At 58.8% G+C, this 12,814-nt stretch carries 13 protein-coding genes and 1 pseudogene; 4 read left to right on the forward strand and 10 right to left on the reverse strand.

Annotated elements, in window-relative coordinates:
- Positions 1–295: 295 nt before the first annotated feature.
- Positions 296–934 (forward strand): glutathione S-transferase family protein, encoded by a 639-nt coding sequence (locus CD175_RS12655; RefSeq protein ID WP_104449168.1) that lies wholly within the window; start codon positions 296–298, stop codon positions 932–934.
- A 148-nt stretch (positions 935–1,082) separates the two neighbouring features.
- Entirely contained in the window at positions 1,083–1,616 is a 534-nt protein-coding gene (locus CD175_RS12660) for a hypothetical protein (protein ID WP_104449169.1), read from the forward strand.
- A 190-nt stretch (positions 1,617–1,806) separates the two neighbouring features.
- On the opposite strand, the gene CD175_RS32100 is transcribed toward CD175_RS12660, so the two are convergent.
- The 6 genes and pseudogenes from CD175_RS32100 to CD175_RS12685 all read right to left on the reverse strand — a co-directional run bounded on the left by CD175_RS32100 (position 1,807) and on the right by CD175_RS12685 (position 7,399).
- Positions 1,807–2,346, reverse strand: coding sequence for a methyl-accepting chemotaxis protein (locus CD175_RS32100; protein WP_371317820.1), 540 nt, complete (start codon positions 2,344–2,346; stop codon positions 1,807–1,809).
- A gap of 6 nt (positions 2,347–2,352) precedes the next feature.
- Positions 2,353–3,126 (reverse strand): annotated as a pseudogene (locus CD175_RS32105) (PAS domain-containing protein); the annotation flags it as partial.
- Between the two features lie 602 nt (positions 3,127–3,728).
- Positions 3,729–4,742 carry an ABC transporter substrate-binding protein gene (locus tag CD175_RS12670; RefSeq protein WP_104449171.1) on the reverse strand — a complete coding sequence of 338 codons (1,014 nt, stop codon included), beginning with the start codon at positions 4,740–4,742 and terminating at the stop codon, positions 3,729–3,731.
- A complete protein-coding gene (locus tag CD175_RS12675) occupies positions 4,739–5,287 on the reverse strand; it encodes a sigma-70 family RNA polymerase sigma factor (RefSeq protein WP_104449172.1) in 549 nt (182 codons plus the stop codon). Before CD175_RS12675 ends, CD175_RS12670 begins: the two co-directional genes overlap by 4 nt.
- 238 nt (positions 5,288–5,525) lie before the next feature.
- On the reverse strand, positions 5,526–6,317 hold the full coding sequence (locus CD175_RS12680) for a phosphate/phosphite/phosphonate ABC transporter substrate-binding protein (protein ID WP_104449435.1): 792 nt from the start codon (positions 6,315–6,317) through the stop codon (positions 5,526–5,528).
- 140 nt (positions 6,318–6,457) lie between these two features.
- Entirely contained in the window at positions 6,458–7,399 is a 942-nt protein-coding gene (locus tag CD175_RS12685; RefSeq protein ID WP_104449173.1) for a fatty acid desaturase, read from the reverse strand.
- Positions 7,400–7,727: 328 nt separating this feature from the next.
- Here CD175_RS12685 and CD175_RS12690 point away from each other — a divergent pair, with 328 nt between their 5' ends.
- Complete coding sequence (locus tag CD175_RS12690; protein WP_104449436.1) at positions 7,728–8,144, forward strand: GNAT family N-acetyltransferase; 417 nt, start codon at positions 7,728–7,730, stop codon at positions 8,142–8,144.
- A gap of 131 nt (positions 8,145–8,275) precedes the next feature.
- Here CD175_RS12690 and def read toward each other — a convergent pair whose 3' ends face one another.
- The 3 genes from def to CD175_RS12710 all read right to left on the reverse strand — a co-directional run bounded on the left by def (position 8,276) and on the right by CD175_RS12710 (position 10,142).
- Positions 8,276–8,815, reverse strand: coding sequence for a peptide deformylase (gene def / locus CD175_RS12700; protein WP_104449174.1), 540 nt, complete (start codon positions 8,813–8,815; stop codon positions 8,276–8,278).
- A gap of 2 nt (positions 8,816–8,817) precedes the next feature.
- Complete coding sequence (locus CD175_RS12705) at positions 8,818–9,774, reverse strand: YihY/virulence factor BrkB family protein (protein WP_104449175.1); 957 nt, start codon at positions 9,772–9,774, stop codon at positions 8,818–8,820.
- 176 nt (positions 9,775–9,950) lie between these two features.
- Positions 9,951–10,142 (reverse strand): CsbD family protein, encoded by a 192-nt coding sequence (locus tag CD175_RS12710; RefSeq protein ID WP_104449176.1) that lies wholly within the window; start codon positions 10,140–10,142, stop codon positions 9,951–9,953.
- Between the two features lie 202 nt (positions 10,143–10,344).
- On the opposite strand from CD175_RS12710, the gene CD175_RS12715 reads away from it, so the two are divergent.
- Entirely contained in the window at positions 10,345–10,725 is a 381-nt protein-coding gene (locus tag CD175_RS12715) for a hypothetical protein (RefSeq protein ID WP_007974458.1), read from the forward strand.
- A gap of 121 nt (positions 10,726–10,846) precedes the next feature.
- Here CD175_RS12715 and fadD1 read toward each other — a convergent pair whose 3' ends face one another.
- The gene (gene fadD1 / locus CD175_RS12720) at positions 10,847–12,547 is read right to left on the reverse strand and encodes a long-chain-fatty-acid--CoA ligase FadD1 (RefSeq protein WP_104449177.1); all 1,701 of its coding nucleotides are present in this window, start codon (positions 12,545–12,547) and stop codon (positions 10,847–10,849) included.
- Between the last annotated feature and the right edge of the window lie 267 nt (positions 12,548–12,814).

Consider the following 12,814-nt stretch of genomic DNA (forward strand, 5'->3'; position numbering starts at 1 on the left):
CCGGTAGACCCGAAGGTCTCCCACGCACAGCCGCCATAATGTGAACTGATCACGAATGGTGGACGCTATGCGTCTAGAGATACCCGGGCTGCGAAACCCGATCGCTGAATTTGCAGCGACACGGAACGATAGAGTCCGGATACCAGGCGCACAAGTCGGCGGATTCTGGCGTAGTTGTAGGCAAGGGTGCAAGAAAGCGTAACCTGCACAACTCATCTGAAGCCGCTCTCCTACAGCGCCTTCCTACATGCCACCACCTACAATTGCCTGTACGTCATTCTCGCTGGAGCAGAACATGGAACATGCACTGAAGATTCTCGGCAAGGCGTCGTCCATCAACGTCAGAAAAGTCCTGTGGACCTGCGAGGAACTGGGCATCACCTACGAACGCGAGGACTGGGGCAGCGGCTTTGCTTCCACCCACAGCCCGGAGTTCCTCCGGTTCAATCCCAACGCGCAGGTACCGGTGATCATCGATGAGGCCGGGGTGTTATGGGAGTCCAATACCATCTGCCGCTACCTGGTGGGCAAACACCATCACCATCATACCGAGCTGCTGCCTACCGAACCGGCCGCCCGCGCCCGGGTGGAACAGTGGATGGATTGGCAAGCCACCGAGCTCAATCCGTCCTGGAGATACCCGTTCATGGCACTGGTGCGCAAGGACCCGGAATTCCAGGACCCGCATAGCCTCGAGGTCGGCATTCGCGGCTGGAACCAGAAGATGGCCATCCTCGAACATCAACTCTCGACCACCAAGGCCTATGTCGCCGGACCGCGGTTTACCCTGGCCGACATCGTCATCGGCCTGTCCGTCAATCGCTGGCTGATGACCCCGATCGAGCGTCCGGATTACCCCGCCGTCGATGAGTATTTCAAGCGCCTGGCGCAACATCCTGGTTTCCTGAAGCATTGCTGCAACGGCTTGCCTTGAATGGCCGCAGGTTGCCGCCCGGCGGCAACCGCTGACCGAAATCCTGCTAGCACTCTCACGCTAACCATTTGATTTTGTTGTCTTTAATCCACGAGGCACGCTATTTGCTGAGACCACGCATCGCCATCACCCACAAGGTCTCTTCATCATGTTGGTCAGTGCAAAACAATCGCTGGTGACCCCACTCCCCAAGCGTCCCGGTGACGAGCCCTCCGCCGATGCCGCCGCCGGTCTTCAGGGCGGCATGCAGGCGGTCATCGCCCAGGCCATGCAAAACAATGTGCAGGCGCAAACCACAGCCACCCAGCAGGTGCAGGACTCCGCCACCCGGATCGCCACGCAGCACGTCAACGAGGCGAGCAAGATCAGCGACAACGTCGACGAAGCGTTCGCCAAGACCCGCGTGAACCTGCAAGCGACAGACTCCATCAGGCTCAACGAAGGCTCGGCCACCGCCGAATTCAAGGACTACATGAGCAAAACACCTGAAGAGCGTCTGCGCGACAGAATCCTGAAGGAGATGGGCATTACCGAGGAAGGCCTGAAAGCCATGCCGCCGGAGAAACAACAGGCGGTGGCGCAAGAAATTGCCGATCGCATGAAGGACAAAATGCAATTGGCGCAAGCAGAGAAAGACAACGGTAGCAGTCAGGTGGTCGACAAGCTCCTCGCCTCGCTCTAACCACTGCGCGATAAAAAAGGTCCCACGCCCGGGACACTGTGGGAGCGAGCTTGCTCGCGATGGCGGACTGTCAGGCACCCCTTATGTGACGGTCCCATCGTTATCGCGAGCAAGCTCGCTCCCACAAGGTTTGCAGTGTTTCAACTGACTGGCAGTGCCCTCTACCGGGACCCTTTGTCAGTTACCGCGACTAGTTCAGTTGCAACGTCGAGTTGAACTGACTGATCGCATCCACCACATGCCGTGAGCCCTGCTGGATTTCCAGGATCACTTCCCCGGCCTCGTTCGCCAATTCCACGCCCAGGCCGGTTCGGCTCAGGCTCGATTGCATGCTCGACACCGCGCTCAGCGACAAATCGTGGTTCTTGCGCACTACCTCGACGATCTCCAGCGTCGCCTGGCTGGTACGCGCCGCGAGGCTGCGCACTTCATCGGCCACTACCGCAAACCCGCGCCCGTGCTCACCGGCCCGTGCCGCTTCAATCGCCGCGTTGAGTGCCAGCAGGTTGGTCTGATCGGCAATGCCGCGGATGGTCTGCACGATGGTGCCGATGATGTCGGACTGTTTGCTCACGGCATCGATACTCACTGCCGCTTCGTTCAGGTCGCGGGAAATGTCCTGGATGATCTGCACTGTCTGCTGCACCACTTCTGACCCCTTGCGCGCACAGACGTCGTTTTGCACCGAGGTGCTGTGGGCCGATTCAGCGGCGGTTTGCAGGGTGGTCATCTGGTGAGTGATGTCGCTGGCAAACTTGACCACTTTGTACAAACGCCCCTTGGCGTCGAACAAGGGGTTGTAGGACGCTTCGAGGAATACCGTCTGACCTTGCTTGTTCCTGCGCTCGAAACGATGGGAGTGATACTCGCCGCGGTTGAGCGAAGCCCAGAAATTGCGGTAGCCCTGGGACTCGGCTTCGGCACGGTGGCAGAACAGGCTGTGATGCTGCCCCACCACTTCGTTGAGCGAGTACTGCATGGTTTTCAGGAAGTTGTCGTTGGCGCTGATGACCTTGCCTTCAGGCGTGAATTCGATGACGGCCATGGAGCGGCCGATCGCGGCGAGTCGGCTTTCGTTTTCGTGCTCCTTGTTGACCCGGGCAGTGATGTCGGTAGCGACCTTGATCACGCTCTTGACCTGCCGGTCGGGGCCCAGCACCGGCATGTAGCTGGCTTCGAGCCAGATTTCACGGCCGCTTTTGTGCAAGCGCAAAAAGGTCCCGCTCAGCGGCTCGCCCCGCGCCAGGTCGCGCCACAGTTTGGTGTAGTCGTCGCTGCGGTAGAACTGCTCTTCACAAAAAATCCGGTGATGCTTGCCGCGCACTTCTTCGGCGCTGTAACCCATGGCACTGCAAAAGTTCTCGTTGGCATCGATGACGATGCCGTCCGGGGTGAATTCAATCATCGCCATCGAACGACTGACCGCCGCCAGCTTGGCGTTGGCCTCGGTCAGCGCACAGCTGAAGCGTTCGATTTCCAGCAGGTCAGCCTTGTGATGTAGGTTGAACATTGTTGTATCACCTTCCGCGCGATTTTTTGATTGATGAAAGTTGCAGGTCTTTCACATCCACCACTACGTTCCGTGGAACAGGCACACGCATCCCTCCAAAAAGAAGGACTAGTCAGGTGATAAACGATGATCAATCGGAGGGTCCTTACAGCGACACGCTCATCAAGACATCCTTCTCTTGATAGCCCGCATGCGGGCCAGCCCTAACAGATTCGAATCCAAGTCCATTTAGCGCACGGCTGCCTGTTTTCAAGTGTTGGTGCCTTTGATTCCGCACTCTGGCGGCAAGACGACCGCCTCATCACGGTCGAAATGGCTTGTTACACCTGATCATAGACAGCGACGAAGGGCTTGCAAGGCCACTAGTCGGCCAGTATCGAGCAGAAAAACGATTCAGCGAATTGTTGCTAATTGAGCCTGGCCAGAGTGCCGGCGTCTGGCGGGACAAGCGGCATTGGCCGCCGAATTGGCGTAAGACTTTATATCGAATCGCGAGCAAGCTCGCTCCCACAGGATTTTGGGGTTCCCAAATACTGCGTCCGCCGCAGTTCCACTGTGGGAGCGAGCCTGCTCGCGATAGCTACTTTCCAGGCACTACAAAACTACAAGCTGGCACTCACCCTGCTAGCCACCTCCCCCGGCACCCAGCCCTTCCACACCTGCGGTTGATCACGCAAAAACGCTTCGGCGACTTCGCGGGGTTTCTGCCGTTTTTCACTCATCTGGCCCAGGGTCTGGTTCAACAGATCAATCGGCAGGTCGACCTTTTCGAAGAACGTCACCAGGTCCGGGTATTGCGCCTTGAACGGTGCCGACACACCGATGGCCAGGCTCGCCGGCATCGAGCGCGTGCCTTTGGGGTTCGGGTTGTTGGCGTCGGCCAGGGTTTTCCAGGCTTCGGCGTCGAACGGCGGTTCGTCGAGCTTCACCAGTTTGAATCGCCCCAACAGCGGTGTCGGCGACCAGTAGTAGAACAGCACCGGTTTGCCACGGCGGATCGACGACGCCACTTCTGCGTCCAGCGCTGCGCCGGAACCGGTGCGGAAGTTGACGTAGGTGGCGGTCAGGTCATAAGCCTTGAGTTTCTGGCTGTTGACGATTTCCGAGGTCCAGCCGGTGGGGCTGTTGAGGAAGCGTCCGCGACTCGGGTCTTCAGGGTCACGGAATACATCCTTGTACTTCGCCAGGTCGGCAACGGACTTCAGCTCCGGGGCCAAGGGCTTGATGCCGCGCTCGGGATCGCCCTTGATCACGTACTCCGGCACCCACCAACCTTCGGTGGCGCCTTTGACCGTGTCGCCGAGGCCGAAGACCTTGCCCTCGGCGGCAGCCTTGACCCAGGCCGGGCTGCGTCCGGCCCACTCTTCACCGATGACCTGGATATCGTTTTTGGCCAGCGCCGCTTCCAGGCTGACGGTGCTGCCCGGCAGCGTGTCGGTCGGGTAGCCGTAACCTTTTTCAACGATCAGGCGCAGGATTTCGGTGATGAGGCTGCCGCTTTCCCACGTGATGTCGCCAAAGTGGATAGGCGCAGCTTTTTCTGTGGCCGATGCCGGGTGGGACAACAGGCTCAGGGCCAGCAGCGAACTGCCGAGCAGGGTTTTGATCGATCTCATGCGGACCTCTTGTTCTGGGGTGGGCGGTTCAGGGATTGATTGGCGCTGTGCCGGTCGCACAGGGCCTGGGAACGGGTCATGTAGTCGCTGACCGAGCGCAGGGAGATGCCCAGCGCAGCGGCAATTTGCGGATAGGTCAGGCCGTCGATCCGCGACAACAGGAAGGTCGAGCGCACTTTGCCGGGTAGCCGCTCAAGACTGCGCTCCACACGGGTCAGGGTCTGGGACCGTTGAGCCAGCTCCTCCGGCGATTCGGCGTGGATCGGCTCGGCCTGTTGCAGTTGCTGAAGGTACTGGCGCTCCAGGTCACCTCGACGCCAACGCTGATAGAGCAGGCGCCGAGCGATGGTGGTGAGCAAGGCACGGGGTTCACGGATGGCCGTCAGGCTTGGCGCCTGGAGCAGCTGCAGGAAGGTTTCGCAGGCAATGTCTTCGACAGCGGCGGCATCGTTCAGAGACTGACGCAGGCGTGTGCAGAGCCAGTGATAGTGAGCGCGGAACAGTCCGTCCACGTGTTTGCGGTGAAGAATATCGGCGCCGGACATAGGGGCTCCTGGGTTAGGGGTCGCTGAATGTCCGGTGGTCCGGTGAGGCGAATCCTAGCAAGGAGCCTTATTCATTAATAATATTTAAAACTTATTTTTATATTCCCTTATGGAATTAAAGATTTCTTGCGCCTGACCGTCCGTCATCGCGGGCAAGCCCGCTCCCACAGGTACACCGAAACCCTGTGGGAGCGGGCTTGCCCGCGAAAAATGAACCTGTCGACCCGACATTTGCGCCCTATCGCAAATCCCCATACCCCAACATCTCGGCCTCACGCTGATAATCGAGCACAACCTGATAGTCGCTTTCGCTGGCCGGCAGCACCTCTGGCAACCCGAGGATTTCGGCGACGTCAGGCAATTCGCTCAACGCCTGATTCATCGCCTGCAATAGCCCTTCAGCCTGAAGATCGCTGACGCTGGCTGCCGTGATGTAGGGCAACGTCGGACTCAATGCACTGCGAGCAATCACGCGCAAACCGGTCACTTCTTCCTCGGCGTATCGGGCCAGACAGGCAAATGTCACGCTGTCGATGGCCGCCAGATCGGCAAGGCCTTCGCGTAACCAGCGCAGGCTTTCGCGATGACTGCCGCTGATGCCAACCTCGGCAAAAAAACGCCCGTCACGCTGCAATGGCGCCAACCGGTGGCGCAGCAAATTCATGCCGCTGTTGGAGTCATGGCCATTGATCACGCCTCGGCTGCCGCGAAAATCCGCCAGGGTCTGGCGCGGATCATCGACGCGCCCGAGGATCAGACTGCAGTGATTGCCGCCGCTGCTGTCCGGCAGCTCGTAACGCGGCCGCCCCAGCACCCGGACCTTGCCGCGCAAGGCCGTCATCAGCGGATAGCCGCAGGTTTGGGTGAGCAGCAAATGCGGCGACAACCACATCTCCATCAGTGACAACCCTTCGGCATCGCCGCGGGTTTCGCCCAGGTGCTCGAGGATTCGCGCCAGCCAGCGTTCGTTGGCCTGGTGGATGGGTTCGGGGGCGGTGTACATCAGCAGTTCGGCGATGTGTTGGGTCATCATCGTATCTCCATACAACGAAGTTCCCTGTGGGAGCGGGCTTGCCCGCGATAGCGTTGGATCAGTCACCAGGTGTGCTGGATTTGAAATCGCCATCGCGGGCAAGCCCGCTCCCACAGGGTTTGGAGGTGATCTATGCATCAGTGAAACGGATGCCTCGGGCTGTCGATGGCCTTTACGCCATGTTCACGCCACAGCTGCCCATAACCCTGCACCAGGAATCCCCCGCTGCGCGCCAGCCATTGCTCACGGCGGGCCCGGTAAGCGCGGGGCAAGTCGTACCAGGGCAACCCCGGCAATTCGTGGTGCACCAGGTGGAAATTGAGGTTCAGGAACAGCCAGCGCCACGGCCACGCCGCTTCATTGAGCACGGTACGTTGCTCCGGCGCCGCGTGAGGTCGATGTTCATAGTAGGAGCGAATCATGGCGATCGACAGCGCCGGCACGCTGATCAAGAACAGGTAATGCCACACCGGCAACACGCTGTAGCGCGCGATGAACAGCAGCATCAACAGGGTCAAGGCGCCATGGCTGAGCCACATCAACCAGGCCTGGCGCTCGCCGCTTTTCAGGCGTTGCAGTTCTTCCCGGGCCAGCGTCAGCAAGGCGATTGGCGCACCGAGCAGAAAGCGCCCGAGCACGGTTTTGTTCAACCAGTGCAGGCCTTGTTCGAACAACGAACTGCCCTCCCACTGCTCGGCATTCAGGTAACGGCTTTCCGGATCGCGACCGGGGATGGTCAGGTCTTCATCGCGGTGATGCAGCAAATGGCTGTCGCGATACAAGGTGTAGGGATACCAGACGGCAAACGGTGCGTAGCCGAGGATTTTGTTCAACAGCGGCCAGCGGGTCGGATGACCGTGCAGCAGTTCGTGCTGCACCGACAGCCACAACACCACCACGGGAATCAGCAACAAGGTGCTCAACCACAGGCCCAATGAATCACTGCCCAGAACAAGGGCGAACCACGCGCTGTACACGCCAATCAACAGCAACCAGGTCGGCCACTCGGTGCGGGCGGTGAGGCGTTGGCGCAGGGTTTCGATTTCTTCTCGGTGAGCTGCATCGAAATAATGAGGCATGGCATTGCTCGGATCGGGGACCAATCCTCTTCTGTGCAACGACGCCCGGATTTCTTGCAGATTATTTTCAATGTGATCGCTCCCGCCTTGCGCGGGAGCGATCGGTCAGCGCAGGCTCAATGCCCGAACACATTGACCTTTTTGGCTTTCTTGTCGGCGCGCTTTTCAATAGCGGTTTTCGCCGGCTTTTTCTTGTCTGCTTTCTTTGAATCCATACCTTTGGACATGATGCGTACTCCACTCGTGGGGATGTGAGTTCAGGTATACACCTATCCCGGCGCGCGTGTTCTTTTATAATCGCCGCTTTGCACACCGACAGTCCGAGACCATGCCCGACACCCACTACACCCTGCTCGATGAGCCGTTATGGCCATTGATGAACAAGTTCTATCGCGCTCACCAATCGTCGATGAAAGCCGTGCGCGACGCGCAGCTCTGGGTGGCCCGGCGTGACGGGATTGTGGCCGCACTGTGCTTGCGTCCGGTGTCCGGCGGGCATTGGCTGACCGGATTGTTTGTCGATCCGCAGTGTCGGGAACAAGGGGTTGCCGCCGGGTTGATTGCGGCCGCGGTGAAGGATTGCGAACTGCCGGTGTGGTTGTTCTGTCATCCGGACTTGCGCGGGTTTTATGAGCGACGCGGCTTTACGTTCGATCCGCCGATGCCTTATGCGATGGTTGAACGGTTGAGCCGGTATGCGCGCAGCAAGCCGATGATTGCGATGGGGTTGGAGCCAGGCGTTTAACTTACTCAACCCTGTTGGAGATCCAATGTGGGAGCGAGCTTGCTCGCGATGAGGCCCGGTCAGTCAACATTGTTGGCGACTGATACACCGCCATCGCGAGCAAGCTCGCTCCCACAGGGTATGCAGCGAGTCTATTCATCCGCGTTGGGGTCCAGGTCCGGGAACATCACTTCGGTGAAGCCGAACTTGCTGAAGTCGGTGATGCGCGACGGGTACAGGCGGCCGATCAGGTGGTCGCACTCATGCTGCACCACCCGAGCGTGGAACCCCGAAGCAACGCGCACAATGGGCTCGCCCTTGGGGTCGACGCCTTCGTAGCGGATCTGCTGGTAACGCTGCACCGCGCCACGCAGGCCGGGCACGGACAAACAACCTTCGAAGCCCTCCTCCATGATCGGGCTGAGCGGTGTGATCAACGGGTTGATCAGGATCGTCTGCGGCACGGCCTCGGCATCCGGATAACGCTCGCTGTGCTCGAAACCGAAGATCACCAGTTGCAGGTCGACGCCGATCTGCGGAGCCGCCAGGCCAACGCCCCCCACACTTTCCATGGTCTGGAACATGTCATCGATCAGTTGCCACAGCTCGGGGCTGTCGAACATCTCGGCCGGTACCGGCGGGGCAATGCGCAGCAGGCGCTCGTCGCCCATTTTCAGAATTTCACGAATCATGATCAGGTTTCATCAATGGTCGGTTTGATTGAGTGATCGCGGCCCAGGCCCGAGACGTGGTGTTTTTCCTCATGGACGGGACCATGCTCGCCAGCCACTTTTTCCCCAGGGTCCTTGCCCTCTCGCGACATGTGTTCGATCACCGCGTTCATCTCCGCGCCCAGCAACAGCACCGCGGCGGAAATGTAGAAGTACAGCAACAGCACGATGATCGCACCGATACTGCCATACATGGCGTTGTAGTTGGCGAACTCCTTGACGTACAAACCGAAGCCCAGGGAGGCAATGATCCACACCACCACCGCCAGCACCGAGCCCGGCGTGATGAAGCGGAATTCCTGTTTGACGTCGGGCATGACGTAGTAGATCAGCGCCACCGCGACCATCAGCAGAATCACGATCACTGGCCAGCGCAAGAGGGTCCAGAGCGTGACGATGAAATACTCAAGGCCGACTTGCGCAGCAATCCAGCCCATTACCTGCGGCCCGAGCACCATCAGTGCCGCGGCGACCAGCATCATGCCGGCAATGCCGACGGTGTAGATGATCGACAACGGAAAGCGTTTCCACAACGGGCGCCCTTCAACCACGTCATAGGCCGCGTTCATCGCGCTCATCATCAGCCGCACACCGGCGGAGGCGGTATACAGCGCAATCACGATACCCACCGAGAGCAAACCACCCTTGGACTGCTGAAGCTGGTCGATCACCGGGTTGACCTGCTCCAGCGCCTGGGGCGGCAGCACCAGTTCCGATTGCAGGCGCAGCCAGGAAAAGAAGTCCGGCAGGTGCAGGAAGCCGATCAGGGCAATCAGGAACAGGATGAACGGAAACAGCGAAAACAGCATTTGATAGGCCAGCGCCGAGGCATAGGTCGACATCTCGTCGGCGACGAACTCGGTGACCGTGCGCATCATCACACGGTGCAGGGGCATGCCTCTCATGTCCGGAAAAATCATTCGCGTCTCCATTCGCCGCATACGGAATTGGGTTGAAGTCGTGGCGACTCAGGGGCCGTTTTCTACATCAAATCAGCCTGTTTCGCGACTTTGAAACATTTTCCTCCCTCAAGTTCAGGCTGACACAAAAACGGCCATCTGAGGATGGCCGCTTCTTAACTTTATTAAAGGCCGGATCACGCCTTGTCGATGCCTTTTTTCAGTGCATCCTTGGCTTTACCAACCGCCTGCTGGGCTTCGCCTTTCTTTTCCTGCATCACGCCTTCGGCGCGCAATTTGTCGTTACCGGTGGCCTTGCCCACCCCTTGCTTGACGTTGCCGGCGGCTTCATTGGCCATGCCTTTGACTTTATCGCTTGTGCTGCTCATGGTGATTCTCCTGTGAACAGTTCATTGGGAAGAAAAGTCGTTACACAAGGTTGACCGAGGGCTTTTGCAGGGAGTTTCATTTATTTTCACCACGACATTTCATCGTTCAGTGCAGGTTGCGCTTTATGTTTGCGGGCCAACCCCCGAGAATGCGCAACACGTTCAGGCCATGGCGCTGAAGATCCAATCCCGTAGGAATGTTATGAAACTCGATAAAAAGCAGGCCATTGCCCGCAGAAACCAGGAACTCGGCGGTGCTGTGCTTGGCGTCAACAACTGCCACTTCGCCGAATTGAACCGTAATCGCAACATCTGGTGGTTCGACCTCCCGGTGACGCGCCTGGCAATCGGTCAGTACGAGTGGATCCATCTGCTGATGCACACGCCGGCCACCGACGAGCTGCTGCACCTGAAAGTGCCGACCGTGTTCCTGCGCGAGAAGCTCGAAGGGCTGGTGGTGCGCAATGAAGGCAAGCGCAAGGCGGCATTGAGCCTGGAACTGAGCGCCGACAAGGACTCCTTCCTGCAAGACATGCGCCCGGCGGGCACCAACGTCAACTTCGCGCCGTTTCGTCAACAATAAAGAAAAGATCGCAGCCTTCGGCAGCTCCTACATGGGATCGCGGTCACCTGTAGGAGCTGCCGAAGGCTGCGATCTTTTGACCTTCAACAAAAAGCCCCGCATCTGCGGGGCTTTTTGTTGATTACGCGGTGGCTTTCTTCGCGTTGATCTTCTTCAGCTCTTCATCGCGCAATTCACGACGCAGGATCTTGCCGACGTTGGTGGTCGGAAGTGCATCGCGGAACTCCACGGAGCGCGGAACCTTGTAGCCGGTGACGTTGGCGCGCATGTGCTCCATCACCTGCTCCTTGGTCAGGGTCACGCCTGGCTTGGCGACGATGAAAATCTTGATCGCTTCGCCCGACTTCTCGTCCGGCACACCGATGGCCGCACATTGCAGCACGCCCGGCAGGGTCGCCAGCACGTCTTCGAGCTCGTTCGGGTACACGTTGAAACCGGACACCAGGATCATGTCTTTCTTGCGATCGACAATGCGCATGTAGCCGTCAGGCTGGATCAGCGCGATGTCACCTGTCTTCAACCAGCCTTCGCTGTCGAGGATCTCATCGGTGGCATCCTGGCGCTGCCAGTAACCCTTCATGACCTGCGGCCCCTTCACGCACAGCTCACCGATTTCGCCCATCGGTTGCTCGACACCGGCATCGTTGATGACTTTGCACAGGGTCGACGGCACCGGAATGCCGATGGTGCCGATCTGGATGTTCTGGATCGGGTTGACCGTGGCCACCGGGCTGGTTTCGGTCATGCCGTAGCCTTCGCAGATGGCGCAACCGGTGACCGCCTTCCAGCGTTCGGCCGCGGCCAGTTGCAGGGCCATGCCGCCCGACAAGGTGACTTTCAGCGCGGAGAAGTCCAGCTTGCGGAAGCCTTCGTTGTTGCACAGCGCCACGAACAGCGTGTTCAAACCGACGAAGCCGCTGAACTTCCACTTCGACAGTTCCTTGACCATCGCCGGCAGGTCGCGCGGGTTACTGATCAGGATGTTGTGGTTGCCGATCAGCATCATCGCCATGCAGTGAAAAGTGAACGCATAGATGTGGTACAGCGGCAGCGGTGTGATCAGGATCTCGCAACCTTCATTGAGGTTGGAACCCATCAGAGCCTTGCACTGCAGCATGTTCGCCACCAGGTTGCGGTGGGTCAGCATCGCGCCCTTGGCCACACCGGTAGTGCCGCCGGTGTATTGCAGCACCGCGACATCGCTGCTGGCCGGATTGGCTTCCGCCACTGGCTGGCCCTGGCCTTTGCTCAGCACGTCGTTGAACTTGACGGCTTTTGGCAAGTGATAGGCCGGCACCATCTTCTTCACGTACTTGATCACGCTGTTGATCAGCAGGCGCTTGAGCGGCGGCAGCAGGTCGGCGACTTCGGTGACGATCACGTGCTTGACGCCGGTTTTCGGCACCACGGTTTCCGCCAGGTGCGCCATGTTGGCGAGGCAGACCAGGGCCTTGGCACCGGAGTCGTTGAATTGGTGTTCCATCTCCCGCGCGGTGTACAGCGGGTTGGTGTTGACCACGATCAGCCCGGCGCGGATGGCGCCGAAGACGGCAACCGGGTACTGCAACACGTTGGGCAGTTGCACGGCGATTCGATCGCCTGGCTGCAAATCGGTATGCTGTTGCAGATAAGCGGCAAACGCACCGGACAATTCGTACAGTTCACCGTAGGTGAGTGTCTTGCCCAGGTTGCTGAATGCCGGCTTGTTGGCGAAGCGTTGGCAGGATTGCTTCAACACTGCCTGAATATTCGGATACTCGTCTGGATTGATGTCGGCAGCAATTCCAGCTGGGTACTTATCCTTCCAAAAGTCTTCGATCATGGAAGCCCACTCCTCAGCAACGCGAATTCAGCACCGCATTTGATGCGATTATTATTGGTGTTTGGCCATTGGTGAATCTGGCTGATAGAAGGCCGAGAAGTCACAAAGCGCGCCGAGAGTAGCAGCTTTGCCAAGGGTCGACTAGAGCCAAAAGCGGCCTCTACGGTCACATTTGTGACTCAAGACTTACAAGCAGTCATTTTAGAGCAAAAAACCTATTAATCCCTGAAAGCCACGGAATTCGGGGCTCTAGCGTACGCCGAAAAG

The organism is Pseudomonas laurylsulfatiphila, assembly GCF_002934665.1.
GTDB lineage: Bacteria > Pseudomonadota > Gammaproteobacteria > Pseudomonadales > Pseudomonadaceae > Aquipseudomonas > Aquipseudomonas laurylsulfatiphila.